General features: G+C 65.9%; 21 protein-coding genes and 1 tRNA gene. 10 read left to right on the top strand and 12 right to left on the bottom strand.

Annotated elements, in window-relative coordinates; translation table 11 throughout:
• Positions 1 to 59: 59 nt before the first annotated feature.
• The gene (locus JF543_RS13735; protein WP_206824812.1) at positions 60 to 416 is read right to left on the bottom strand and encodes a LysM peptidoglycan-binding domain-containing protein; all 357 of its coding nucleotides are present in this window, start codon (positions 414 to 416) and stop codon (positions 60 to 62) included.
• Positions 417 to 733: 317 nt separating this feature from the next.
• On the opposite strand from JF543_RS13735, the gene lexA reads away from it, so the two are divergent.
• Positions 734 to 1,420 carry a transcriptional repressor LexA gene (gene lexA / locus JF543_RS13730; RefSeq protein WP_179410434.1) on the top strand — a complete coding sequence of 229 codons (687 nt, stop codon included), beginning with the start codon at positions 734 to 736 and terminating at the stop codon, positions 1,418 to 1,420.
• 68 nt (positions 1,421 to 1,488) lie between these two features.
• Positions 1,489 to 3,354, top strand: a complete 1,866-nt coding sequence (locus tag JF543_RS13725) for a S9 family peptidase (protein ID WP_206824810.1) — start codon at positions 1,489 to 1,491, stop codon at positions 3,352 to 3,354.
• Between the two features lie 44 nt (positions 3,355 to 3,398).
• Here JF543_RS13725 and smpB read toward each other — a convergent pair whose 3' ends face one another.
• Genes smpB through ftsE form a run of 3 tightly spaced genes read right to left on the bottom strand, consistent with a single transcriptional unit; the run spans position 3,399 to position 5,884 of the window.
• Entirely contained in the window at positions 3,399 to 3,875 is a 477-nt protein-coding gene (smpB, locus tag JF543_RS13720; RefSeq protein WP_179410432.1) for an SsrA-binding protein SmpB, read from the bottom strand.
• A gap of 51 nt (positions 3,876 to 3,926) precedes the next feature.
• Complete coding sequence (ftsX, locus tag JF543_RS13715) at positions 3,927 to 4,841, bottom strand: permease-like cell division protein FtsX (protein WP_206822218.1); 915 nt, start codon at positions 4,839 to 4,841, stop codon at positions 3,927 to 3,929.
• Entirely contained in the window at positions 4,838 to 5,884 is a 1,047-nt protein-coding gene (gene ftsE, locus JF543_RS13710) for a cell division ATP-binding protein FtsE (RefSeq protein ID WP_206824808.1), read from the bottom strand. The genes ftsX and ftsE overlap by 4 nt, the downstream gene beginning before the upstream one ends.
• A 176-nt stretch (positions 5,885 to 6,060) precedes the next feature.
• Between ftsE and JF543_RS13705 the strand changes: the two genes are divergently transcribed.
• Positions 6,061 to 7,038, top strand: coding sequence for a DUF2510 domain-containing protein (locus tag JF543_RS13705; RefSeq protein WP_179410429.1), 978 nt, complete (start codon positions 6,061 to 6,063; stop codon positions 7,036 to 7,038).
• Positions 7,039 to 7,128: 90 nt separating this feature from the next.
• On the opposite strand, the gene prfB is transcribed toward JF543_RS13705, so the two are convergent.
• On the bottom strand, positions 7,129 to 8,238 hold the full coding sequence (gene prfB / locus JF543_RS13700) for a peptide chain release factor 2 (protein WP_179410428.1): 1,110 nt from the start codon (positions 8,236 to 8,238) through the stop codon (positions 7,129 to 7,131).
• A gap of 74 nt (positions 8,239 to 8,312) precedes the next feature.
• Between prfB and JF543_RS13695 the strand changes: the two genes are divergently transcribed.
• Positions 8,313 to 9,536, top strand: coding sequence for an MFS transporter (locus tag JF543_RS13695; protein ID WP_179411809.1), 1,224 nt, complete (start codon positions 8,313 to 8,315; stop codon positions 9,534 to 9,536).
• A 6-nt stretch (positions 9,537 to 9,542) separates the two neighbouring features.
• Here the strand turns inward: JF543_RS13695 and JF543_RS13690 are convergent, their stop codons facing one another.
• From JF543_RS13690 to JF543_RS13680, 3 genes are all read right to left on the bottom strand, one after another.
• Positions 9,543 to 9,989: a pilus assembly protein TadG-related protein gene (locus JF543_RS13690; RefSeq protein WP_206824806.1), complete on the bottom strand. Its 447-nt coding sequence runs from the start codon at positions 9,987 to 9,989 to the stop codon at positions 9,543 to 9,545.
• Positions 9,986 to 10,360, bottom strand: coding sequence for a TadE family protein (locus JF543_RS13685; RefSeq protein ID WP_242519761.1), 375 nt, complete (start codon positions 10,358 to 10,360; stop codon positions 9,986 to 9,988). Before JF543_RS13685 ends, JF543_RS13690 begins: the two co-directional genes overlap by 4 nt.
• Positions 10,361 to 10,506: 146 nt before the next feature.
• Positions 10,507 to 10,839 carry a TadE/TadG family type IV pilus assembly protein gene (locus JF543_RS13680; protein ID WP_347401170.1) on the bottom strand — a complete coding sequence of 111 codons (333 nt, stop codon included), beginning with the start codon at positions 10,837 to 10,839 and terminating at the stop codon, positions 10,507 to 10,509.
• A gap of 246 nt (positions 10,840 to 11,085) precedes the next feature.
• Between JF543_RS13680 and JF543_RS13675 the strand changes: the two genes are divergently transcribed.
• Complete coding sequence (locus JF543_RS13675) at positions 11,086 to 12,549, top strand: ATP-dependent nuclease (RefSeq protein WP_206824804.1); 1,464 nt, start codon at positions 11,086 to 11,088, stop codon at positions 12,547 to 12,549.
• 477 nt (positions 12,550 to 13,026) lie between these two features.
• A complete protein-coding gene (locus JF543_RS13670; RefSeq protein WP_206824802.1) occupies positions 13,027 to 18,009 on the top strand; it encodes an ATP-binding protein in 4,983 nt (1,660 codons plus the stop codon).
• Between the two features lie 179 nt (positions 18,010 to 18,188).
• Here JF543_RS13670 and JF543_RS13665 read toward each other — a convergent pair whose 3' ends face one another.
• Complete coding sequence (locus JF543_RS13665; protein ID WP_206824800.1) at positions 18,189 to 18,350, bottom strand: hypothetical protein; 162 nt, start codon at positions 18,348 to 18,350, stop codon at positions 18,189 to 18,191.
• Position 18,351: 1 nt separating this feature from the next.
• Positions 18,352 to 18,861: a hypothetical protein gene (locus JF543_RS13660; RefSeq protein WP_206824798.1), complete on the bottom strand. Its 510-nt coding sequence runs from the start codon at positions 18,859 to 18,861 to the stop codon at positions 18,352 to 18,354.
• 199 nt (positions 18,862 to 19,060) lie between these two features.
• Here JF543_RS13660 and JF543_RS13655 point away from each other — a divergent pair, with 199 nt between their 5' ends.
• Positions 19,061 to 19,798: a hypothetical protein gene (locus JF543_RS13655; RefSeq protein ID WP_206824796.1), complete on the top strand. Its 738-nt coding sequence runs from the start codon at positions 19,061 to 19,063 to the stop codon at positions 19,796 to 19,798.
• 14 nt (positions 19,799 to 19,812) lie between these two features.
• Positions 19,813 to 20,379 carry an HIRAN domain-containing protein gene (locus JF543_RS13650; protein ID WP_206824794.1) on the top strand — a complete coding sequence of 189 codons (567 nt, stop codon included), beginning with the start codon at positions 19,813 to 19,815 and terminating at the stop codon, positions 20,377 to 20,379.
• Between the two features lie 241 nt (positions 20,380 to 20,620).
• Here JF543_RS13650 and JF543_RS13645 read toward each other — a convergent pair whose 3' ends face one another.
• Positions 20,621 to 21,883, bottom strand: coding sequence for a hypothetical protein (locus tag JF543_RS13645; RefSeq protein WP_206824792.1), 1,263 nt, complete (start codon positions 21,881 to 21,883; stop codon positions 20,621 to 20,623).
• Between the two features lie 124 nt (positions 21,884 to 22,007).
• On the opposite strand from JF543_RS13645, the gene JF543_RS13640 reads away from it, so the two are divergent.
• Both JF543_RS13640 and JF543_RS13635 read left to right on the top strand, forming a co-directional pair.
• Positions 22,008 to 22,089: transfer RNA gene (locus JF543_RS13640), tRNA-Leu, on the top strand.
• 85 nt (positions 22,090 to 22,174) lie between these two features.
• The gene (locus JF543_RS13635; RefSeq protein WP_206824790.1) at positions 22,175 to 22,879 is read left to right on the top strand and encodes a DedA family protein; all 705 of its coding nucleotides are present in this window, start codon (positions 22,175 to 22,177) and stop codon (positions 22,877 to 22,879) included.
• A 1-nt stretch (position 22,880) separates the two neighbouring features.
• Here the strand turns inward: JF543_RS13635 and JF543_RS13630 are convergent, their stop codons facing one another.
• On the bottom strand, positions 22,881 to 23,717 hold the full coding sequence (locus JF543_RS13630; RefSeq protein WP_206824788.1) for a Ku protein: 837 nt from the start codon (positions 23,715 to 23,717) through the stop codon (positions 22,881 to 22,883).
• Positions 23,718 to 23,744: the final 27 nt, after the last annotated feature.

Here is a 23,744-nt window from a genome sequence, read left to right as displayed (position 1 = left end):
GACGCCTTCGTGACGACCGCGCACGCGTGCATCCGAGGCTCAGTCGGTGTACACGGTGCTCAGTCGGTGTAGACAATGGGGATCGCGATCTCGGCGCCGACCTGGATCATGCCGGAGCGCAGATTGTTCAACCGCTTGATGTCCTCGATGACCACGCGCGGGTCGGCACCCGGCGCGACCTCGTCCGCGATCGACCACAGCGTGTCACCGGGCATCACGGCGACCGTTTCGAACGTCACCGGCTCTGCCAGGTCACCGGAGGCGAGTGCGGAACCGCCGGCGAGAGCCGACAGGATGACGCCGACGACAACCGGGAGCGCAGCCAGCATGACGACCACTCGGCGGCCGCGAGCGGTGATCCGCAGGCGCGTCGCCGGAACCGGGGCCATCGGTGCCTGAATATCGATCGTGCTCATGGGTGGCTCCTCTCCTGTCACACTGCACCCGGCCCGCCAGTCAGCGAGGACATGGTGCAGCTTTCGCATCCGGCACCCGGCCGGGGATGCCGGATGCGAAGCTACGTACCGAAGTTATCTTCGATATCGAACATCTGTCAAGACTTTTTCGAAAACGTCTACGAGGAAGGCGCGACACGCTCGAACAGATCTTCCGTTTCGGGCCGTTTCTCGGATACCGTTTCGATGTGGACAGCCCACCACGGGCCACCGACATTCGAATCAGATGCCCGCGACGCCGCGGAATCCGCACCGGCAGGAACCATGAAGGAGCACCGATGAGCGACAACACCGCCCCCGCAGCCGAGGCTCCGCGCACGCGACGTCGCAAGAACTTGAGCCCCAAGCAGATGGCGATCCTCGAGGTCATTCAGGATTCGATCGCACGGCACGGTTACCCGCCGAGCATGCGCGAAATCGGTGACGCCGTGGGCCTCAAGTCGCTCTCCAGCGTCACGCATCAGCTCGGCCAGCTCGAGCTCAGCGGCTACCTGCGCCGCGACCCGGGCAAGACCCGCGCGATGGAGGTGCTCATCGACCTGCCGGGCGCGAGCACCGAGAACCCTGCCGACACCGCGCCCGCAGTCGGCGATGCGGCGCTCGTTCCGCTGGTCGGGCAGATCGCCGCCGGAGTGCCGATCACCGCTGATCAGCAGGTCGAGGAGATCTTCCCGCTACCCCGTCAGCTGGTCGGCAAGGGCGAGCTGTTCATGCTCAAGGTCAACGGCGAGTCGATGATCGACGCCGCGATCTGCGACGGCGACTGGGTGGTCGTGCGCACCCAGAGCTCGGCCGAGAACGGCGAGATCGTGGCTGCCATGATCGACGGCGAGGCGACCGTCAAGACGTTCCGTCAGCGTGATGGACACACCTGGCTGCTGCCCCGCAACTCTGCCTTCGAACCGATCCTCGGCGATGACGCGGTCGTGCTGGGCAAGGTCGTCGCGGTGCTGCGCACGGTCTGAGCCCGCTTCCGAGCGAGCGGCCTCCGACCACGGCGGGTCGGACGGCACCCGGGACTAGGCTCGAGCGCATGACCTCGTCTTTCGGTTCGTGGCCGTCTCCGTTCACCGCTGCTCAGATCGCGCAGGCTGCGCCCCGGATCGACGGCGCTCTCTTCGTCGGCGACGAGATCTGGTGGGGTGAGTCGGTGCCTTCCGAGGGCGGCCGGATCACGGTGCGCAGCTCGACCGGCGCGGAGATCCTGCCTGCGCCGTGGAACGCCCGGTCCCGCGTGCACGAGTACGGTGGCGGTTCGTGGACCGCCGACGACGAGGGAACGCTGTTCTTCGTGGACGGCTCTGACCAGCGGGTGTATCGGATGCCCTCGTCCGGCGATCCCGAGCCGCTCACGGCGCCCGGCGCCGCGTACGGGGGGCTGCGCGCTCAGCAGGGGCGCCTCTTGGCTGTGCGCGAAGACCTGCGCCCGCAGCCGCACCGGCGCGCGATCGTCGAGATTCCGGTGGACGGCTCGGCGGCGGCTGATGACGACGCCGTACGCGTGGTCGCCTCGACTACTGGCTTCGTAGCGCACCCGGCACTGTCGCCGGACGGATCCCGCATCGCGTGGGTGCAGTGGAGCACAGAGCACATGCCCTGGGAGCTCGCACTGCTGCACGTGGCATCGGTGAACGGCGATGCGATGATGTCGGTGTCGACCCGCGCGGCACTGCAGCCGGAGTGGGTGAGCGATGACGAGCTGCTCTACCTCGATGACCCGTCCGGACGCTGGAACCTGCAGCGCGTGCGGGTCGATGAGACCGCGGCTGCTCCCACGCCAGTGGCGCCCGCCGACGCGGACACCGGCGGCGGTCTGTGGGTGCTGGGCAACCGGTGGTACCGCCCGCTCGACGACGGAAGCATCGTCGCCGTGCGCACCAACGGCGACGACCGGATCGCCCGGATCGGCACGGACGGCAACGCCACGCAACTGGACGTGCCCATCACGGCCGGCGCGAGCATCGATGACGTGCGCGGCTCACGGGTGCTCGTTTCAGGAGCCGGCGCAACGGTCGGCGCAGGACTGTGGTGCCTCGATCTGGACCGCGGCACGGTGACGACGGTCACCGGCGGCGCCGACGCTGACCCCGACTGGGTTCCCCAGGCGCGCCCGGTGACCTTCGACGGCCCGCACGGGCCGGTGCACGCGTTCGATTACCCGCCGACCAACCCTGACGCCCGCGCGCCGCACGGCGAACTGCCGCCGTATGTCGTGATGGTGCACGGCGGACCCACCGCACACGTCTCGGGGGCAGCATCCACCGCCTACGCGTACTGGACCAGCCGCGGAATCGGTGTGCTCGATGTCAATTACGGCGGATCGACCGGGTACGGTCGCGCCTACCGCGAGCGTCTTGACGGCGCCTGGGGCGTCGTCGACGTCGACGACGTGATCGCCGCGGCGCGCGGCTTGGCCGACGCCGGTCTCGCCGATCCCGCGCGGATCGCGATCCGCGGCGGGTCCGCGGGTGGTTGGACGGTGCTGAGCGCACTCGTGCGCGGTGGCACCTTCGGCGCCGGAATCTCACGGTACGGCGTCGCCGACCTGCGGATGCTGGCCGCTGAGACCCACGATTTCGAAGCGCGCTATCTCGATGGCCTGGTCGGTCCCCTGCCGGAGGCGGAGTCGGTCTACATCGAGCGTTCTCCGCTCACGCACGCCGACCGGATCGACGTTCCTGTGCTGCTGGAGCAGGGCAGCGAGGACCGCGTGGTTCCGCCGTCGCAGTCCGAGGCGATCCGCGATGCCCTTGCCGCGCGCGGTGTTCCGCACGAGTATGTGCTGTTCGAGGGCGAGGGTCACGGTTTCCGTGCGTCCGAGACGATCATCGCCTCGCTGGAGACGGAACTGCGCTTTCTCGGGCGCGCCTTCGACTTCGAACCGCGATTGGGCGCCTGAGCTACCGGGACGCCTGACGTACCGGTTCGATCAGAGGGGCGGGTCTACTCGCCCAGACGATTGCGCGTGCGCATGGCGCGCTCGGCCTCGCGCTTGTCCTGCCGCTCACGCAGCACCTGGCGCTTGTCGAACTCGCGCTTGCCCTTCGCCAGGGCGATCTCGACCTTGGCGCGGCCGTCCGAGAAGTACAGGCGCAGCGGGACGAGGGTGTACCCGCCCGCCGAGACGGCGTGCTCGAGCTTGTGAATCTCTTCGCGGTGAAGCAGCAGCTTGCGGATGCGCTTGGCCGAGTGGTTCGTCCAGTGCCCCTGCGAGTACTCGGGGATGTGCACGGCGTCGAGGAACGCCTCGCCGCCCTTGACATAGGCGTAACCGTCACTGAGGTTCGCGCGCCCCTGGCGCAGCGACTTGACCTCGGTGCCGGTGAGCACCAGGCCCGCTTCGTACGACTTCTCGATGTTGTAGTCGTGACGTGCGCGACGGTTGGTCGCAACGACCTTCTCACCGCGTTCCCTGGGCATCTTCTTCTCCTGACGACAGACAGCCCACAAGTATATGCCGATGCCGCGATACTACGCGCGCAACCACCGGCGGATCGCGAATCCGGCCGACAGCGCCGCGAGCACGATCCCGATACCGATCAGCACCGGCACGACGAACGCCGCCTCGGACATGCCCACCAGCGGACGCATGAACGGCACACGTTCGGCGAGGTAGCCCTCAACACCGAAATGCACACCGGCGAGCACAGCGGCACTGGCCAGCACCGAACCGAGGAACGCGGCGAAGACGCCCTCCAGCACGAACGGCAACTGAATGGATCGGTTCGAGGCGCCGACCAAACGCATGATCGCGATCTCTTTGCGACGGGCGTAGGCCGACAGCCGAATGGTCGTTCCGATCAGGAGCACGGCCGCGATCAGCATGAGCGCCGCGACTCCGACGGCGATGTAGGTGGCCACTGTCAAGGCCGAGAAGAGCGGATCGAGCAGCTTGCGCTGATCCTGCACCTCATCGACGCCGGCCACACCTGAGAACGCCTCGCTGATCACATCGGAGCGCTGTGGGTCTTCGAGCGTGATGCGGAACACCTCACCCATGTTCTCGACACCGAACGCTCCGGCCTGCTCTTCACCGAAGCGCTCCACCCACAGATCGAACGTCGCCTGCTTGTCTTCGAAGACCACCTCGCTGATCAGCGGTGCCAGGGCATCGCCCTGCAGGTCCTGCTCGATGCGCTCCACCTGTTCGGTCGTCGCCGCCCCATCGACGCAGTTCGCCGACGTCGACAACGGGGAGCACATGTACACCGTGACCTCGGCCTGCTCGCCCCAGTAGGCGCGCATCGTGCTGATCTGTGCCTGCATCAGGATCGCGGCGCCCACGAACGTCAGTGAGACGAAAGTGACAAGCACCACCGAGATGACCATCGAGATGTTGCGGCGCAGCCCCGCGAGGGCCTCGCCGACGATGAGGGAGAATCTCATGAGGTCGGCCCCACTTCCTCGTCGTCGTCCGAGAGGCCCAGGCGGTCGGCCATCCCGAGCTCTGCGACGTCGACCTCGGGAATGATGATCGGGTTCGTGCGCGGGCCCACCTGTGTGGCGCTCTCCTGCGGCGGAGACGGCTCCTGCGGTCGAGACGGCTCCTGCGACGGGGTCGGCTGCTGTGCCACGGCCGCGGCGGAGTCCGGCATCGTGGCGTCTGTCGTGCTGGGCGCTTCGTCTGCGGCATCCACCGACGCTGCTGCGGTCAGCGACTCGCGCTGCACCTCTTGCATGGCGCTGAGTGCCGCGGCGGCGGCGGCGCCCGGCACGGCGCCGGGCAGCAGCCGCGGGATGCCCGAGGTGTCGCCGTACCCACCGCCGACCTCATCGCGTACCAGGTCTCCGCCATGCAACTCGATCACGCGGCGTTGCATCTGGTCGACGAAAGCGGCCTCGTGCGTCGCCATCAACACCGTCGTGCCGCCCGCGTTGATGCGGGTCAGCAGCTGCATGATTCCGACCGAGGTCGCGGGGTCGAGGTTTCCGGTCGGCTCATCGGCGAGCAGAATCTTGGGGCGGTTCACGATCGCACGCGCGATCGCCACGCGCTGCTGCTCACCGCCGGAGAGCTCGTGCGGCATGCGCTTGGCTTTGCCGTCGAGCCCCACCAGGGCGAGAGCCTCGGGCACCGCCTGCTGGATGAACCCGCGCGATGAACCGATCACCTGCAACGAGAAAGCGACGTTCTGCGCCACCGTCTTGGACGGCAGCAGGCGGAAGTCCTGAAAGACCGAGCCGATCTGACGGCGGAAGTAGGGAACCTTACGATTGGCGAGCGAGCGCAGATCGCGCCCGAGCACGGCGACGCGCCCCGTGGTGGGCACGTCCTCGCGCAGGATCAGTCGCAGGCACGTCGACTTGCCCGAGCCCGAGGCTCCGACGAGGAAGACGAACTCGCCCGCCTCGATGTTGAAGTCGACATCGGAGAGCGCGGGGCGTTTGGTGCCGCGATAGCGCTTGGTGACGTTCTCGAACCGAATCATGGCCCTTCGAGCCTAGGCGCGCCCGGCGCCGGTACGCCCAGCGACACTCCCCCGACCCCGGTCGGACATGAAGTGGGGCTCATGCGCGCAGCGCACGACTGATATACACATAAGGGCGCATTTCGACGCCATGAGGGGAACACCGGTCACGACCGGGACGATGTGAGGAGGGCGCGATGAGCACGCCTGCAGGGTGGTACGACGACGGATCCGGACGCCAGCGCTGGTGGGACGGCCAGCAGTGGACCGAGCACTTCGCCCCGGAAGGGCAGCTGCCTGAGGCCGAGCAGCCCGAGCCCCAGCCGTCCTCCGAGGCGGATGCGAACGCTTTCGACCCGGATGCCACCGTGCTCCGCGAGGAGATCCCCGCCGCGTCACAGGACGACCAGCCCACCCAGGTCTACCCGCCCTCGGACGTGACCGCCGGCACGTACGCACCTCCGGCCGCACCCGGCTACGCAGATGTCAACGCGACCGCGGCGTACCCCGGCGCCTACCAGGCACCGGCCGCCGGTCAGGCATACGGTGCCTACGCACCGGCCGAACCCGCGGGCCCCAAGAAGACGCCCGTGCTCGGCTTCGTCGGTCTCGGCCTCGCGATCGTCGGCACGATCCTGGCGTGCATCCCGGTGACCTTCATCTTCGGTGCCTTCGTGCTGTTCGCCGCGTTCGTCGTGTCGCTGATCGCGGTGTTCCTGAAGAACACCAAGAAGTGGCCGTCGATCACCGGTCTGGCGCTGTCGGTCGTGGGCGGGATCGTCGGCACGATCATCTTCACCGTCGCCGTGCTGTTCGCCGTGGGCGAGGCTGTCGACTCGCTGCCTTCGAGCGCACCGACCTCTGACTCGGGCTCGTCCGTTCCGGATGAGACCGATGACCCGGACGACTCCGGTACGACCGGCGGCGAGGGCCGCCCGTCGACCGCCGAGGTAACCGCCGGTTTCGTGGAGATCATCGAGGCGATGGGTCTCACCTCAGACGACCTCACCGATGAGCAGATCACCTGCTATGCCGAGTACTTCATCGCTTCCGACATCCCCGACGAGACCCTGTGGGTCATCGCCTCGGGTGAGGACGCACTCGCGGACATGGACGCACTTGGTGAGTTCTCCGAGAAGCTCGCCGAGGGAACACCTTCCTGCCTGATCCCCTGATCGCGCACTGACGAAGAGGGCCGCCGGATGATTCCGGCGGCCCTCTTGTTGTTCTCGTGGGTCTTGTTCCCGTGAGCGATCGGCTCGGGATCAGTCCTCTTCTTTGCGCTTGCGCCAGCGGATGCCCGCCGAGATGAAGTCGTCCAGGTCGCCGTCGAACACGTTGGCCGGGTTGCCCGACTCGTGTCCGGTGCGCAGGTCCTTGACGAGCTGCTGCCCGTACAGGAAGTACGAGCGCATCTGGTCGCCCCAGCTGGCGGTGATGTTTCCGGCCAGCTCTTTCTTCTTCGCCGCCTCTTCTTCCTTCTGCAGCAGCAGCAGGCGGGTCTGCAGCACCCGCATGGCGGCGGCGCGGTTCTGGATCTGCGACTTCTCGTTCTGCATCGACACGACGATGCCGGTCGGGAGGTGCGTGATACGCACGGCGGAGTCGGTGGTGTTGACCGACTGACCACCGGGGCCCGACGAGCGGAACACATCGACACGGATGTCGTTCTCGGGGATCTCGACCTCGGTCGCCTCTTCCATCAGGGGGATGACCTCGACGGCGGCGAACGACGTCTGGCGCTTGTCGGCCGAGCCGAACGGGCTGATGCGCGCGAGGCGGTGCGTGCCGGCCTCGACCGAGAGCGTTCCGAACGCGTAGGGCGCGGTGATCTCGAACGTGGCCGACTTGATGCCGGCCCCCTCGGCGTAAGAGGTGTCCATCACCTTGACGGGGTAGCCGTGGTGCTCGGCCCAGCGCAGGTACATGCGCATGAGCATCTCGGCGAAGTCGGTGGCGTCATCGCCGCCCGCGCCGGAGCGGATGGTGATGATGGCGTTGCGCTCGTCGAACTCGCCGTCGAGCAGCGTCTGCACCTCGAGCTGGTTGATGGTCTCGGTCAGCGCGGCGAGCTCGGCGCGTGCCTCGGCGGCCGAGTCGTCGTCCTGCATCTCGTTGGCGAGGTCGACGAGCACTTCGAGGTCTTCGAGGCGCTGCTCGACCTCGGTGACGCGCTTGAGGTCGGCTTGTTTGTGGCTGAGTGCGCTGGTGACTTTCTGCGCCTTCTCAGGGTCGTCCCAGAGGTCGGGTGCCCCTGCTTCGTCGCTGAGTCGCGCGATGTCCTCGCGCAGGGCGTTGACGTCGACGACCTCGCGGATGTCGCCGAAAGTCTGTCGCAGGGCCTGGATGTCGGCGGAGAGATCGAGTTCGAACATGGCAGTTCAGCCTACCGCGCTACCGTGATGGTGTGAGCGACAGTGCGGCAAGTGTCCTGAAGCGGTTCGGACCGATGGTCTACGCCCCCACGGTGCTGTTCGCGCTCGGTGAGGGCGCGGTGATCCCGCTGATCCCCGTGATCGCCACCCGACTGGGCGCGGATGTGTCGATGGCCGCGCTCGTGGCATCCGCTCTCGTGATCGGTCAGCTCTTCGGCAATCTGCCGGCCGGGGCGCTGGTGGCGCGGATCGGCGAGCGACTCACGATGGTCTTCGCGGGAATCGCGTCGTTGCTCGCCGGCGTCGGCATGCTGCTCTCGCCGACACTGGCGTTGTTCGCCGCGGCAGTGTTCCTGCTGGGTTTCTGCGCGGCCGCGTTCGGGCTGGCCCGGCACGCGTTCATGACCACACGCGTTCCGCCGCGGTTCCGTGCCAGGGCGCTGTCTCTGCTGGGCGGGAGCTTCCGGTTCGGGGTCTTCGTCGGCCCGTTCCTGGCTGCGGGACTCATCCAGCTGACCGGCACCGAGTCGTCGAGCATCTGGGTGCTGTTGGCGTGCGCCGGGGTGATCGTGCCGCTGGTGTTGTTCGGTCCCGACCCCGAGAAGAGCAGCCCGGCACTGCTCAAGCCCACCGGCGCGGCGGTGGCCGAGGACTCCGGTGAGGTGGTGACCGGGTCGATCCCCACGCTCGATCAGCGCGGTGTGCTGCACACCATGTGGGCGTACCGTGCGGTGCTGGCCCGGCTGGGGTCGTCGGCGGCGGCGCTGTCGGCGGTGCGCTCGGCCCGCCAGGTGATCTTGCCGCTGTGGGGTGTCTCGTTGGGGCTGGATGCCACCACGATCGCCCTGGTGGTGGGTGTGGCGGGTGCGATCGACTTCGCGCTGTTCTACGCGAGCGGGCAGGTGATGGACCGCTTCGGACGCATCTGGGCGGCGATGCCGGCGATGCTGATGATGGGCGCCGGTTTCATCGTGTTGTCGGTCACGCATGATCTCGATGAGGCGACGATGTGGTTCGCGTTGATGGCGGCGGTGCTCGGGGTGGGCAACGGGCTCTCCAGTGGCATCCTGCTGACCTTCGGCGCCGACCTCGCCCCCGAGCGTGAGCCGGCGGCGTTCCTGGGGTCGTGGCGGACGCTGACGGATGCCGGTGGAGCGGCAGCCCCGCTGATTGTCGCCGGTGTCGTTGCGGCGGCGTCGCTGCCGGTGGCGACCGGGGTGATGGGCGGCGTCGCGCTGCTGGGCGCGGCCGGTTTCATCCGGTGGACGCCCCGCTACCTGCCGCGGCACCCCGCGTAGGGCGGGTCAGCGCAGCGCCGTGCGGCTGGTGCCGGTCGCTTCGAGCGGCACACCGCCCGGCACGAACGGCGACAGCAACGGCGGATGCCAGGTGACCGCGACCGTGACGCGAGCAGAGACACCGTCGGGCGTGCCCGCCGAGACCAGGTGCGCTCCCTGGTCGAGCGCCGCGACGACGGCATCCGCCTGCTCGTAGACACCCGCATCGGTCAGCTCGGCACGCACATCGCCACCGTCGACCCGCAACACGAAGCCGTCGGCTCCGGCGAGCGCGGCCGCGTCGGCGAGGGAGTCGAGGCGTTTCTGGGCGATGTACAGGTCGGTGGCGCATACGCAGGTGAGCACGACGGCGATCGCCAGCAGCAGGTAACCAAGGATCAGCGGCAGGATGCTGCCGGTGTCGTCGGCGGCGAGCGCGCGCACGCGGGCGCTCACAGAGGCGCGGGCCGTCATTCGCTCCCCCACAGGCGTGAGATCTTCTGCGCCGATTGCGCCTCGACGGGGATCGCGGTGATCTGGTCGAGGCCGAACAGCGGGGGCATGAACGGCAACGAGACCTGTGTGCGCACGGTGACGATCACGGTCGCACCCGCCGCAGGACACTGCGCGCCTGCCGGGCGGCAGGTGAGGCCGACCTCGACGGTGTCCGGGTCCATGCCGTACTCGCGGATCACGCCGGCGAGGACGGCGTCGCCCGAGGCGGCCGCCGATTCGGCATCCGATGCCTGTCCGATCACGCGCGCGGTGTGCCGGGCGGCGGCCTCGGCGCCGAGCGTCTGTTCCTGCACGGCTCCGAGGGTGAGCACCAGGTAGACCAGCGGCACAAGCAGCAGTACCCCGCGACGATGAACTCCAACGCCGCAGAACCCGCGTCATCCGCCAGTGGGCGCGTCGTTTGTTCCGCCTCAGTCATCGCCGAACGTCTCTGCGGGGGCACGCGCTTCCACCTCCGGACCGTAGGGAACACCGATCAGCCCGAGCACGGGAAGAGTCGCACGCGCACCACGACACTCGGATGCCCGAGGCTGTCGTCCGCGCCGATGGTGATGTCGTCGGCATAGGCCGCGCCAACGGCCCGGGTGATCACGGCCTGCGTCCGGGCGACGCAGTCGGCGGGTCCGGTGTCGGCGAGGGCCGCGTAGTGGGCGCCCTCGACCGCGGCGTCGTGCACGACGTTGCGCACGTACACGGCGAGAGCGATCTGCAGCACCGCCAGGGTGAGCGCGGTCAGCACCGCCCCGACGAGCACGAACTCGACGGGACTCGATCCCCGCTCGTCGGCGAGGTGCTGCCGCACCCGCATGTCAGATGCCGGAGACGCGCGAGATCGCCTGTTCGAACAGGTTCACCAGCGCCGGTCCCGCAACGGCCCAGATGACGACGACCAGCGCCGCGGTCATCAGTTGACCGCGGGTATTTAACTGGTTCGTGACCGTGACGCTGAAATCATCGACACCTGAGCGACCATCACGAGGCTCACGCTCGCGCGTGACTCACGAGATCGAGTGATAACTGTATATTGCATGCGACGGACTAGAAGGAGATTCAAATGCCGGCACCGACAGCGTCGAAGCTGACGAGCACCTGGGATACGGCGCGCCACGATGGTCACGGATGGCCGTTGTTCTTATCGTCGGTCACAATCGAAGGCCTTCGGGGGTGGAACGGAGAGTCAGTCGAATTCCGCTACCCGGTCGTCGCAATCGCAGGAGTCAACGGTGCTGGAAAGAGCACAGTACTCAAAGCAGCGGCTGCTGCTTATCAATCGGCGGCGGGCTCGACGACGCTCTATCCTGACGACTTCTTCCCGCGGACTCCTTGGGAAGATGTGCGCGGTGTCGTGCTCGGGTACACAACACGAAGTGGGGCCGTTACCGACACCGTCACCGTGAGGAAACCAACCTCGCGCTGGCGCGGTGCGCCGGACAGAAAGAAAAGAGACACATTCTTCCTGGATGTCTCTCGGATCCAGCCGGCGAACACGCAGATCGGTTACGGCCGAACGGCTCAGGAGGCAATCAGTCGTGGAGTGACAGCGACCCTGGAGGCGAACGAACTGTCGCAAGTGAGCAGAACCCTTGGGAGGTCATACGACGGCGCGAGGATCGAACGATCTCAGGGAAAACAGATTGGCGTACTCATTCGCGACGGGATCGAGTACTCGAATTTTCATCAAGGAGCTGGTGAAGACTCCATCCTTGACCTCATTGCCCTCGTCACCGAAGCGCCTGATAAGGCTCTCATCATCATCGACGAAGTCGAAGCATCGCTGCATCCCATGGCTCAGCGCGGTCTGATGACTGAGCTCATGCGCCTCGCTCTCGAGAAGAAGCTCCAAGTCATCGTTTCTACGCACTCGCCCTTTATCCTCGAACAATTGCCATCCGTAGCCCGAGTGTTTATCTCCGTGGACCGAGCAGGATCACGCACGGTGCTATATGGAGTGAGTAGCGACTTCGCGCTCAATCTAATGGACGATGAGCGGCACGACGAACTCGACATCTACTGTGAAGACGACGTGGCCGTCTATCTCATTGAGCGAATTCTCGCTCTTGGTGCGCCTGAGACTCTCGCCCGAGTCAGGATCACTCCCGTCGGCGCAGCGTCTGCAGTGCAAGCCCTCTCGGACGTTGCGTCACGCGGCAAACTTCCTAGGCCGGCATTGTGCGTGGTGGACGCCGACATCGCGTCGGGGAGCACATACCTGCAGCTACCTGGTTCTCGAGCCCCCGAGAAGGAAGCGATAGAGGACCTGGCGGATACGCACTGGTCTGCCGTCGCGGAAAGACTCGGACGACCTGCGGGCGAAGTACTCGACGCGAAGGACGCCGCGCTACTGATCCCGAACCATCATGCATGGTGTGGCGAAATCGCAACGCGGCTCGGTGGGACGATGCGTCCGTCGAAGGTCTGGGAGGCGGTCGCAGACGTTTGGGTGCGTGACGTGCTCGGGGAGCCTGCCGCAAAAGACTGGTCAGAACCAGTTGACGGGGCTCTTCGCGCAACGGAGTAATTACGGTTCGAACTCGGGTACGCATGCCAGCGAAACGGTTGCTCGTTTACACGTTGCGGCTGCAACCTGAGCTCTGGGGCACGCCCGCGGCATCATACGGCTGTCGCTGGATTGTCGTCCGAGGTGGCCCGCCTGACCAAGGGGAACAAGCAGAACGTTCACGAGACGACCACTGATGTAGTCGAAGGTGCCTTCGACGGATATCTTCCACTCAGGATTTCTGGGGACGTGGAAGGTGTTGCCCAAGTTTGTGAGCGTCCCCATGTCCGCTCTGACGATGTCCCCGAACGGGCCCCGCCCCCCTCGTGTACGTAGGCAGATCGCGGCCACTCGCGCGGCTCAAGATCGGACAGCTCACCGAAGCGCTTGTCGACGCTGGATACTCTGCGTGGTTTCCTAGAGCCCGTGCGTGTTGGACGGCAGGCCTGCTGACAAGCACGATTTACGAAGGTGAGCCTTTCGAGCGAAACTTATCGCATGACTGATGCCGATTGTGCGCGTGAGGACGCTGGCCCTGAACGAAGCACAGCGGTGGTAAGCCCATACGCTGGCGGGGGTGGGGGCAGCACATTCGGCCACCGGGTGGCCACCAGTTATCTCGTCGACATGCTGCTCGGGCACGGGAGAGCAGAAACGGATGAGCTGCCAGTGCTCCGCGTTGCTTTCCAGACCAACCCCACGGACCCTGTTGATGACTTGAGAGTCGAAGCCTCCGACGGCGAGGCGCGTGTCGTCGTTCACGTCGCCGCTCGACGCTCCCCCCAGTTCGTCAAGAGCCACGAGAAGACGGCGACACTCGTAGAAAATCTGCTGGATCAGATAGATCAGTTCGGCAAAGAAGAGCGCGGGTACGTCGCTGTCGCGGTCGCGGGAATGACGGCGCCCCTCAAAGAGGTTCAGGGGCTGGCCTCCCTCGCACGCAACAACGCCTCGGAATCTGCTTTCCATGACCAAGTCCACACACCAGGAAGGCACGCCGGGTACCGCGCTCGGTACGAGCACCTCACGGGGCTCGTCAAGAAAGCACGCCCGAGAACGCCCACGAGCAAGCTTCGCACCCTGGTCTGGTCGCTTCTCAGTCGCCTGTGGATTCTAGACTTTCGCGTCGAGTCCGGGGATGAGACCGACTGGACAGATATCGGCAATCGACTATCGCCCTTCGCAAGAGCCGACGCCGGTGGAGGTGAGCTTCGCAATCACCTCTACGCGCTTGCTGCCGAGTTTGACCAGCAGGGTACGGAGGTCGACCGTGCTCTCCTCCGACGCCGGGCGCATGCAGTCCTGACCCCGACGGCTGGAAGATCTGCGTCGGCTTGGCAAGCGCTGGAGATCGAACAAAATTCTGCGCTGGTCGCGGTCCGCCATGTGATTGCTGGAGGGATCGAACTGCCGCGCACAGAGCTGCGGGCGAAAGTCCAGATCGAGCTCGCGGAAGCGGGCCTGACCGCGAGCGTTGTACTGATCACCGGCGAATCCGGCACAGGCAAGAGCGCTCTGACCTTGTCGACCGCGCAAACGCTCGACCTCACCTCTGACGAGTTTCAGCACGTCGCAATAAATCTCCGCCGTGCACCGGAGACAGTGTCGAGGCTATCCTCCGACCTCGGAATGCCGCTCCGGGCCGTCCTCAGCGAAATGACAGCGGAGTCTCGTGTCCTTCTCATCGATGCGGCGGATGCCGCAGTCGAAGGGCGATCCGCGCTGTTGCGCGAACTCGCCGTCGAAGCACGGGCAGCCAAGGTCGGACTCGTGCTAGTCACCGCGGATACAGCCGTCGAGGACGTAAACGAGTGCATCCGGGATATCTTCTCGACAGTTGAGCGGTTTGAGATCGAGAACCTCAGCGACGAAGAGTTGCGCGTCGTGAGCGCTGCGGTGCCGACCATCGCCGGCGCTCTGCGGAACGCACCGGCCAAGTCGATATACCGGCGGTTGGCGGTTGTGGACCTTCTGGCACTGACCGGAGTCGAGATGACTGAATCACTGGGGAATTGGGATTGCCTCCAGTTGGTGTGGACGAAGCTCATCGGCAGGGCTACCGTCGGCAGTCCTGCGGCGGCGCGCACGCAGACCCTCCTGGCAATCAGCGAGGAGGAGCTTGAACTCCCCGACGCGGAACGACACTCGCGAGTCGAGTATGCCGCCCTTGACGCGCTACGGGCTGACCGTTTGGTGTCGGCCGAGGACCTGCGGAAGCCTCGACCTACGTTCGCGCATGACGAGGTCCGCCGCTTCGCTGTTGCCGTGCGGCTGGTACAAGCTCCGTCCATAGTTCAGGCTCTAGAGGCGTCCGGTCCGAAGCGATGGTCCATGTCAGCCGCCAAGCTCGCTTGCGAGGGTCTGCTTACGGAGGCCGACGACGCGAACGCGCTGGCCGCACTTGTGACGCAGTTCGAGTCGCTCGGCACGAAGTCTTCGGTGCGCTGGCGAGATGTGCCGTTCGAGGCCGTGCTCGAGATGCCAAACGCATACGAGTTGCTGCGACATATGGTCGACGCGAATCCGGCACAGCGTGACGCTGTTCTCGCAACGTTGGTGAAGGTGGTCTCGCTTCACCAACGACACAACGGAATGGTTGATGTATCGCGTGGCGAGTCAGTCGTACGGCTGCTACTTGAGGGTAGTCAGCCACCGTGGGACCGGGATGACGAAGCGTTCCAGCTGCTATGTGAGTGGCTCAACTCTGCGTTGCTCACGAAGCTTCCTGCCGGGCAGCGGTTGAGACTGCAACTACGCGAACGGCTGCTCGTTCGGTGGCGCGAGCATCGCCCCACTGCGACCGATGACGGCTCCCCCGAAGAATCGACCGAGGACGTCATCTACAACGTCTTCGACGGCTACTCGATCCCGCGACGGAGACCGAAACATCTCAGTGGGGAGATCACCCAGGAGCGGTACGTTCGTTTGCTCGCCCTCCTCGGACCCGATATCGACGACGAAGTACGAAACTGCCTTTCTGAGATCGCTGCACGCGCCCCGTCCCGCCTGTCACCCGCTGTTGACCTGGGCTGGAGCGCCTGGGGACTAAGCATGTACGACCCGGCGTTCCTCTTGCAGTTGACCGAGGCCTACTTCATCGACGACAGAGGAGACCGCGGCGCTAGCCTTTGGAACGGCATCCGAAATCACGAGCCCCGCGGCGGAGGGGCCCTTCAGGGACCGACTCGGGGACCATTCTGGTTGTTGGTGGAGTCGGCCGCTGCAGCAGACTGGGTCCCTGTTGTAAACCGGATACTCAACCACGCTGCGAGAGTCCGATGCCTCATGGATGAAAGCTCCAGACCGGACGATGCACCGGGTCTAGTCACTCTGTCCATTGACGGAGTACAGCGCGAGTATGTCGGCGACGACGCCGTATGGGCTTGGTACCGCGGCAGCACCGGCGGCCCCTATCCTTGCGTGAGCGCGCTGCAAGCTATCGAGCGGTGGATCGACCGCAGCGTCGAAGCTGGCGTTTCGATGGAGTCGCTGGAAGCCGATCTGCTCAACGGATGCGAGAATCTCGCGATGCCCGGCCTCGTCATCGGAGCAGCCATCCGACACTTTGGTGAGGATCCGAGGTCACTCGACCGGTACCTCGTCGAGCCTTATGTATGGGCGTTTGAACAATACCGCGCCGCGAAAGAGGGCTTCGGCTTCCTTCACCCGTCAGATGAAGGAATCACCAATCCAGAGCGTCGCAGCTGGCAACTCGCGAACCTGATGCCGCTCCTTGTGCTCGGCGCGGACGACGCGCGCCAACAGGAACTGAGAGGCCTAGGTGCCGAGCTCATCGAGAAAGCCACTCATTCGGATGTCAGCGAATCCCGGTTGCGCCGCTGGGCGGCCTCGTTCGACGCCAACAACATCACCACCAAGCGTGTGGAAGGCGGAGTTGAGGTGTCCGTCAAGGAACCGGAAGACATTGAACAAGCGCTCGCCCCGGTGCGCGCTGACCTTGAGCGCGGCAACCTACTCCTGAGCCTTCAGAACAAGTATTGGATTCCGCCGCGCGAGCAGAAGGGAGATTGGAAGCCACCAACGGCGTCTGAGATTTTTCAGGACTTGGCTCAGGTTAAAGAGTTCCACAACGACCCTCCAAGACACGCCGGAACCGAACCCCATCTTGCACGCGCGCACATCGCCAAAGAAGCCATTCGCCTCGCCGTCGCTGAGAGCAGCGAGCCGTTCGCTTCCCAGATCCCCTATGCCATCGAGTCGATCCTCGACATTCTCAGGCAAGCCGCTCACGACGCGGAAAGCGACCCCAGCGCCCGCGACTACGAATCCGACATCGGCACGCGTCGAGCCGCGGCCGAAGCCCTCCCCTGGCTGTTCCTTCCTGAGCTGGCGACCAGTCTCACGGCGGCGGGCGCGAACTCGACGGACGTGGCGGACTCCGTAGCAGCGCTTAGCTCATCCGCCGCGACCGAAACCTGTCTAAGCTTCGCCCGCGGCTGCGATCTCGTATGGAGCCATGCGTGCAGCGGCGACCCGTGCATCCACAAGACCGTCTACGACTGGGTACTCGACCTCGCACGCTACTGCGAAGTGGGCGAGTTCGATGAAGACCTGCATGACGCCGTGGATGCGCCGCTCGTCGGAGATGTCATTTCCCGGCTCTCTTCTATCCGGCACGACCGCCTAGATACGTCACGCATGAGCGCAACCATCCGAGCGGTTGGGCACGCCGCGGCATCCAACGCTTGCGTGGCAACTGCCGCTCATGAAGACCTGGACAGGCTGCTCAGAACACAAGCGCAAGCGATGGCTGCACTGGAGTCCTCCGAGCGCATCCTCTTCGTCGATGAGCGGGGTGCTGAGACCCAGACTGCAGCCCGCGCTCTACTGCTTAGGTCCGCAGGCGCGGGCGACGAATTGCTGATGGACTACATCACCATCGTCGCCCCCACACCCCACCTGTTCAGCAGCTTCTTGCAGCACCTCGCGACTGCGGGTGCCGAATCTCAGGAACTCGCGGATGCCGCGAGGCGGGTGTGGCCGCGCGTATTCGCCCATGCTCTTGATGAAGTCGACGCGAACGCGGAGACCTACAGCCGATCTGATGCGTTCGTTGGGCACGCGCTGAGCGAATTGCTTCCGAACCATCCCGAGACAACGCAGACGATGCATGGCGAGATCGGCTTGCGGACGTTCGATTGGATGCGGCCGGACGAGCTTACGGAGTACATCCCGCGGTGGCTTCCCTACGCGGCCGGCAGGAGTGCGTGCTTGCTCGAACTTGTCCGATTCATAAGACAATTACCTACCGACATACAGGCACGCCAGGGGACCAGCTGGGTGGGCGACCTCTGTCTCTACGAGCCCACCCGGCAGCTCGTGCACTATGCCCCGATGGAGGAGTGGCTCGTCAGCATTAAGTCGGAGGCCGAACGCGTTGGGGCGGGAGTTGCGTGGCTCGATCTGGTGGACCGCTTGGTTTACGAAGGGAACACGACGCTCGCTGCTCACTCTCGTTGATCCTGATGTCGAGCATGTCAGTTCCGCGCGCGCGGTTCACGACCGCCGTCCCGTTCCGGAGCACTCGCGACGCGCCGCGCGGCTTCCGGCTGTGGTCGATACATGCGGAATCGATGGGAAGATCGCGGTCACTGAACAGCTCCCGCTGCGTTCCCCGACCAGGCAACCGAAGGTCGGGGTCAGTCGGTTTCGGCGCCCTTCACAGTGAAGGTCTCACCGAGGAAGCCTTCGGTGAGCCGCGACGGCGGGTCCTGGGAGGCGTACAGGTACTCGGTACCCATGTCCGGGGTAGTGTAGAGCGGTTCGTCGTTCGCGGCGGGGTCGTAGTCGGGGCGTCCCATGTCAGGCTCCTAAGAGTTCGGCGGAGAAAATGATGGCGAGCAGGATCGCTGCGCCACCGAGAGCGATGAAGCCTACCCACACCCACACAGAGCGGGCTCGAAGGTCGTCTTCTCGCGCAGTGAGATGGCTGGCTTTCTCACGGACGAGGATCGGTTCGATCTGTTGCACAGAAGCGGAGGAGTCGATGAATCGGTCCGCAAGCGAGCGACCGGTCGTCCCTTGACGTCGGCCGGGCCGGAGCGCGACGGCTGCGCAGAGCAGGCCCGCAACGGCGAGCGCCATGGCAACGACACCAACGATTGGGAAGTGCTCCCAGACTTGCGCGGTGAGCGCCGCGATGATCACCCCCGCAGACACGGCCAAGAACGACGCTTTGGTGGAGATGCTAGCGGTGCGTTCGCTGGCGTCGGTGGTCAGCCGGTCGAGGTCTTCGTGGATGAGGCGAACCCGGTCAAACGCAATGCGTTTCGCCGCTGCGGTTGCCGCAGCTGCTTTGTCATCCTTCGCCATGCCCCCGAGTGTACTTGCGGTCACCGACATCGAAGGTCGGAGGCGAGGTCTACCGTGGGGGTGACTCTCTTGCGAAGGAGCAACATTGGCCTCTATCAGTCACCCGTCGCTGTCGAATGATGATGCGGCACGCGCCAAGGACCTCCACGACTGGCTGACTGGATGCTATCGGCTTTCCCCACGCCGATACGCTCAGCCCATGACCGACCTCACCAACCTAATCCCGTCGCACGAACCCTCCGAGGACACCCTCGCCACCGTCGGCGGCATGGCACTGGACGCCATCCCGCTCGTCGGCCCTCTCGCCGGTCGCGCCCTGGACCATGCCCTCGCCATGCGCGAACGCGAGCGCCGCCGCGAGTTCGATCTCGCGATCGTCGGCGAGGTCCAACGCCTCGCGGAACAGGCCGAGACCGCCCTCACCGTCGCCGACGTCGTCAGCTCCGACGAGTTCCTCGCCACCCTCGCCCGTACCCGGCGCGAGGCCGCCGAGACTGCGAGCACGACCAAGCGGCAACGCCTCGCCCGCGCCGCGGTATCCTCACTCGATCCCGGCGCGCCGTCCCGCGCCGAGCGCGAAGGCTACCTCCGCCTAATCATCGAGCTAGACGACCTCCACATCTGGCTCCTGTCGTACTTCGTCCACCCGCGCAAGTGGCTCGAAACGCACGATCTCGCACACACATACGCGAACGTCAGCGCAGGAAGTCCCGCCCTGCCTCTAGAGGCTGCCCTCGGCCACTTCGGGCACACATCCAGCGCACCTGTCGAAAATGCGCTCGCCGACATCCAGCGGCGAGGTCTAGTCGACGTCCCGCTCCGCACCTTCATGAGCCAGAGCGGCATGCTCCAGCCACGCATCACCAGCCGCGGTCGCGCTCTCCTTCACTTCCTGAACCAGGGAAACGCTGCCGATGCGGTCCCGCCAGCCGCATAGGGGAGGATGACGCCATGGGCCTCCTCGACTCCATCCGCGCGTTGCTCGGCGCCAAGCCACCAGCGCCGACTGCCCCCTCCTCACCGCCCACAACGCGCGTCGCCTTCCGCGCCGAGGTGGTCCGCGAGCCACAAGAGAGCGCCTATCTCGACCAGGAAGACCACGCCCGTCTCCTCCAGCCCGGCGCCGACGGCCTGGCGCCCCTGCATTTCGTCCGACGCAACGGCGCCCTATGGCTCGCAGAGGACACGACCGGCAAGCTCCTCAACGTCGACAACCGCTACCTCCGCCGCCTCGGCATCTGGGGCGTCAAGGTTCGCGGGCGCACGCTCTACGGTGGCGCGCAGCGCCTCGGCCCCGCCGACCTGATCCGCGAGCCGGACAACCCCCACGACGCCAACGCCGTCGCCATCCACGTTGAGGGCCGGATGATCGGCTACTACAACAAGGGCATGGCCCCCGGCCTCGCCAAGCTCCTCGACGCTGGCGAGCCACTGGAGGCCGTCGTCATATCCACCGATCCCGCCAAGGTCCTGGCAGCTCGCCCGGAGGTGCTCGCCCACCTCCGCCGCCGTCTCTGAGCGCTGCATGACCGTCAGCGCCGAAACCAGCCCGTCTTCTCCGACGACCTTGTCAAACACGCCGCCTAAGCCGCTCTCCGGCGCTACCCCTCGCCCTCACCGCCGACGGCGTCGACGCCAACGCGACTCCCTGCGCGGCCTACGACGCGGGGATCGACCGGGTATCTAGATCACGACGGCTAGTCACAACGGACAGAGCCGGGGACCTCGGCGCCCCGATCTCGCTCGTCAGCGAGATCGTCTACCTAGTGCCACCGTCGCGGGCCGGAGCGGCGCCGACGACCTCAATCTCGGTTGCCGTGTAGCTGACCGTCTTGCCCTTGCGCGGGCCGTTCTTGGGCTTGAAGCTCACGGGCACGAGCTTGAGGCGGAGGATCGCCGGGCCGTCGAGCGCCTCGATCTGGCCCTCGATGTCCTCGGCGGCCAGGAAGTGCGCCAGGCCCCACGAGTTCGACTTGAGCACGAAGATGCCCAGGTCGGGGTCGTCGGCCAGGCGGAAGGTGATCTCGGCGGACGGGTTGGCGCCGTACGCCTTCTTGTCCGTGCGCTCCTGGAACGTCAGCTCGGCGTCCGGGTCGCGGTCCTCGGTCAGGTGCCCGTTGTCGTCCAGGATGAACTCGCCGTCGGAGATGTAGACCGGCTTGCGGTCATTGCCCCACAGAATCATGCGCTGGCGGATGGCCTTGGGGCCGTCCACGATGACCTCGATGGCGGCGGCATCCGTGAACACCTGGAGGTTGCGCTCGGACTTGGTTTCCCACTCCTCGGGGGCCTCGCCCTTGTAGAGCTCGTGGACGCGGTCGGCCACCTCGGGGTCGCCGGTCGTGATGCGCCACTCCTCCAGGGCGCTCGGCGTGCCGTCGAGCTGGTAGCTGGCGTGGAGCTGCCCGACGAAGTTGTCAGAGAAGTGCTGGCGCGGCTTGGGCTTGTTCTCGGGTTCGGTGCCGAAGATCTTGAGTGCCATCAAAGTAGTTCCCTTCGTCGATGCAGTCGGTCGCCCAGGCCCCCACCCATGGCATAACTTATGACCATGGCCGACGACTCCCTCAGCGCCGACGGCATCCCCGGAGGCCTGGACTGCCCCATGTGCGGGGGGCCTCTGATCCCCGAGCATCTCACCGGCATCGCCCTCGCGTGGCGCTGTCCCGCGCACGGCGCGGTTGCCGTCATCGGCAACCCCTTCGAGACCGAGAAGTAGCGGCCAAGAACGTCCGCCGGGTGTTAATCTGAAACCCCGGTACATCGGACGGATACCCTCGACCGTGTCGTCATCGAGCAGCGGCTGCAGAACTCCGAACCCCGACACCGACGCGAGCACGTCGCGCACGAGCGCCGCCTCGTCGTCGATCATCACCCCGCCGCGCTGCAGCGCCTGATCGTTGTGGCGCCGCACCTCGGTCTGCGCGATGCGCCTGGCCTCGTCTGGCTGCGCCGACGGGTCGGTGTGCTCCAGGCGCAGGCGGCGCCGCACCCTCTCGGCGACGATCACAGACGGATGACTCACGCAGGCATCCTGACAGAACCCGCGATCCGGGCGCAGAAGTTATCCACAGCCGCGGAGCTCTCGGCACGATTTCCAGCGGATAGACGGAAACGAGCACCGCTCCCGCCAGTAGACTTGTGCCTGCGCGGGAGTGGTGGAATTGGTAGACACGCAGGATTTAGGTTCCTGTGCTTTCGAGTGTGTGGGTTCAAGTCCCACCTTCCGCACCGGTGCCGACGCGCGGATCACCGGGCCGTGACGGGCCCGGTCCGCCGTCCGGCGGACCGCTGACATCCGACGACGGGAACCCTCTTGCTCCACTCCGCACTGACGGCTCCGGCGAGCATCCTCCCCGACTGGCTCGATCCCGCCGTCATCATCGAAGCAGCCGGCCCCTGGGCGCTGCTCGTCGTGTGCTTCATCGTCTTCGCCGAGACCGGCCTGCTGGTGGGCTTCCTGCTGCCCGGCGACACGCTGCTGATCATCTCGGGTCTGCTGACGCACACCAACGACATCTTCGGTATGAACATCTGGCCGGTGTCGCTGCTGATCGCCCTGTCGGCGTTCGTCGGCGGCGAGGTCGGGTACTTCATCGGGCACAAGGGCGGACCCTCCGTGTTCGAGCGCAAGGAATCGGGTCTGTTCAGCCGCACGAACGTCGACCGCACCAACGCCTTCTTCGAGCGTTTCGGCGGCATCACGATCATCCTGGCCCGCTTCGTGCCGATCGTGCGCACGTTCGCCCCTGTCGCCGCCGGCGTCGGACACATGCCCTGGAAGCGGTACTCGCTGTACAACCTGATCGGCGCTCTGCTGTGGGGCTTCGGGCTGACGATGTTCGGCTACCTCATCGCGTACATCCCCTGGGTGTCGGAGTTCGTCGTGGAGTACATCGACCTGATCCTGCTCGTCGCCGTGGGCGGCACGATCATCGTCACCGGCTGGCACTACCTCGTCGAGCGACACCGCGCGAAGAAGGCCGCCGCGGCCGACGCATCGGTGGACGACCCGAGCTGACTCAGCCGGCGTCCTTGGCCTGCGGCGCAGCCGACTCCGCCGCTGCCGCACGCTCGGCCTTCGTGCGTTCGACGCTCGCGCGCAGCGCCTCCATCAGGTCGATGACTTCGCCGCCGCCTGCCTCGCCCGTCTCGCCGAACGTCTCGGTCACCTCGAAGCCCTCGCCCGCCTCGATCTTCGCGTCGATCAGCGTGCGTAGCTCGTTCTGGTACTCGTCGACGAACTCCTCGGGTGCGAAATCGGCCGAGTAGCTGTCGACCAGCGCCGCCGACAGCTCGAGTTCCTTGTCGCTGATCGTGATGCTCTCCTCCAGCGCGGGAAACGCCGCCTCGCGCACCTCATCGGCCCACAGCAGTGTCTGCAGCACGAGCACGTCGCCGCGCACCCGCAACGCCGCCAGACGGGTCTTCTGCCGCAGGGTGAAGCGCACGATCGCGGTGCGATCGGTCTTCTGCAGCGTCTGGCGCAGCAGCACGTACGCCTTCGGCGAGTTCGAATCGGGTTCGAGGTAGTACGGCCGGTCGAGCAGCAGCAGATCCACCTGATCGCTGGGCACGAACTCGACCACGTCGATCTCGCGGTTGCGTTCGGCGGGCAGCGCCGCCAGATCGTCCTTCGTGAGCACGACGGTCTGCCCCTCGTCGACGTAGGCGCGGTCGATGTTGGCGTACGCGACCGTCTGACCGCACACTTCGCACACGCGGTGGTAGCGGATGCGCCCGCCGTCCTCGTCGTGCACCTGGTGCAGCGAGACATCGTGATCCTCGATCGCCGAGTACACCTTCACGGGCACGTTCACGAGCCCGAAGGTCAGTGAGCCCTTCCAGATGCTCCTCATGGCACCAGTACACACCAGGGCCACGCA

It is taken from the genome of Microbacterium esteraromaticum (assembly GCF_017303215.1).
Classification (GTDB): domain Bacteria; phylum Actinomycetota; class Actinomycetes; order Actinomycetales; family Microbacteriaceae; genus Microbacterium; species Microbacterium esteraromaticum_C.
This window is presented reverse-complemented; position numbering and strand designations above follow the sequence as displayed.

Bases quoted from the DNA above. Each gene is read 5' to 3' on its own strand.
- JF543_RS13735 (WP_206824812.1), bottom strand. From the start codon at position 416: ATGAGCACGATCGATATTCAGGCACCGATGGCCCCGGTTCCGGCGACG.
- lexA (WP_179410434.1), top strand. From the start codon at position 734: ATGAGCGACAACACCGCCCCCGCAGCCGAGGCTCCGCGCACGCGACGT.
- JF543_RS13725 (WP_206824810.1), top strand. From the start codon at position 1,489: ATGACCTCGTCTTTCGGTTCGTGGCCGTCTCCGTTCACCGCTGCTCAG.
- smpB (WP_179410432.1), bottom strand. From the start codon at position 3,875: ATGCCCAGGGAACGCGGTGAGAAGGTCGTTGCGACCAACCGTCGCGCA.
- ftsX (WP_206822218.1), bottom strand. From the start codon at position 4,841: ATGAGATTCTCCCTCATCGTCGGCGAGGCCCTCGCGGGGCTGCGCCGC.
- ftsE (WP_206824808.1), bottom strand. From the start codon at position 5,884: ATGATTCGGTTCGAGAACGTCACCAAGCGCTATCGCGGCACCAAACGC.
- JF543_RS13705 (WP_179410429.1), top strand. From the start codon at position 6,061: ATGAGCACGCCTGCAGGGTGGTACGACGACGGATCCGGACGCCAGCGC.
- prfB (WP_179410428.1), bottom strand. From the start codon at position 8,238: ATGTTCGAACTCGATCTCTCCGCCGACATCCAGGCCCTGCGACAGACT.
- JF543_RS13695 (WP_179411809.1), top strand. From the start codon at position 8,313: ATGGTCTACGCCCCCACGGTGCTGTTCGCGCTCGGTGAGGGCGCGGTG.
- JF543_RS13690 (WP_206824806.1), bottom strand. From the start codon at position 9,989: ATGACGGCCCGCGCCTCTGTGAGCGCCCGCGTGCGCGCGCTCGCCGCC.
- JF543_RS13680 (WP_347401170.1), bottom strand. From the start codon at position 10,839: ATGCGGGTGCGGCAGCACCTCGCCGACGAGCGGGGATCGAGTCCCGTC.
- JF543_RS13675 (WP_206824804.1), top strand. From the start codon at position 11,086: ATGCCGGCACCGACAGCGTCGAAGCTGACGAGCACCTGGGATACGGCG.
- JF543_RS13670 (WP_206824802.1), top strand. From the start codon at position 13,027: ATGACTGATGCCGATTGTGCGCGTGAGGACGCTGGCCCTGAACGAAGC.
- JF543_RS13665 (WP_206824800.1), bottom strand. From the start codon at position 18,350: ATGGGACGCCCCGACTACGACCCCGCCGCGAACGACGAACCGCTCTAC.
- JF543_RS13660 (WP_206824798.1), bottom strand. From the start codon at position 18,861: ATGGCGAAGGATGACAAAGCAGCTGCGGCAACCGCAGCGGCGAAACGC.
- JF543_RS13655 (WP_206824796.1), top strand. From the start codon at position 19,061: ATGACCGACCTCACCAACCTAATCCCGTCGCACGAACCCTCCGAGGAC.
- JF543_RS13650 (WP_206824794.1), top strand. From the start codon at position 19,813: ATGGGCCTCCTCGACTCCATCCGCGCGTTGCTCGGCGCCAAGCCACCA.
- JF543_RS13630 (WP_206824788.1), bottom strand. From the start codon at position 23,717: ATGAGGAGCATCTGGAAGGGCTCACTGACCTTCGGGCTCGTGAACGTG.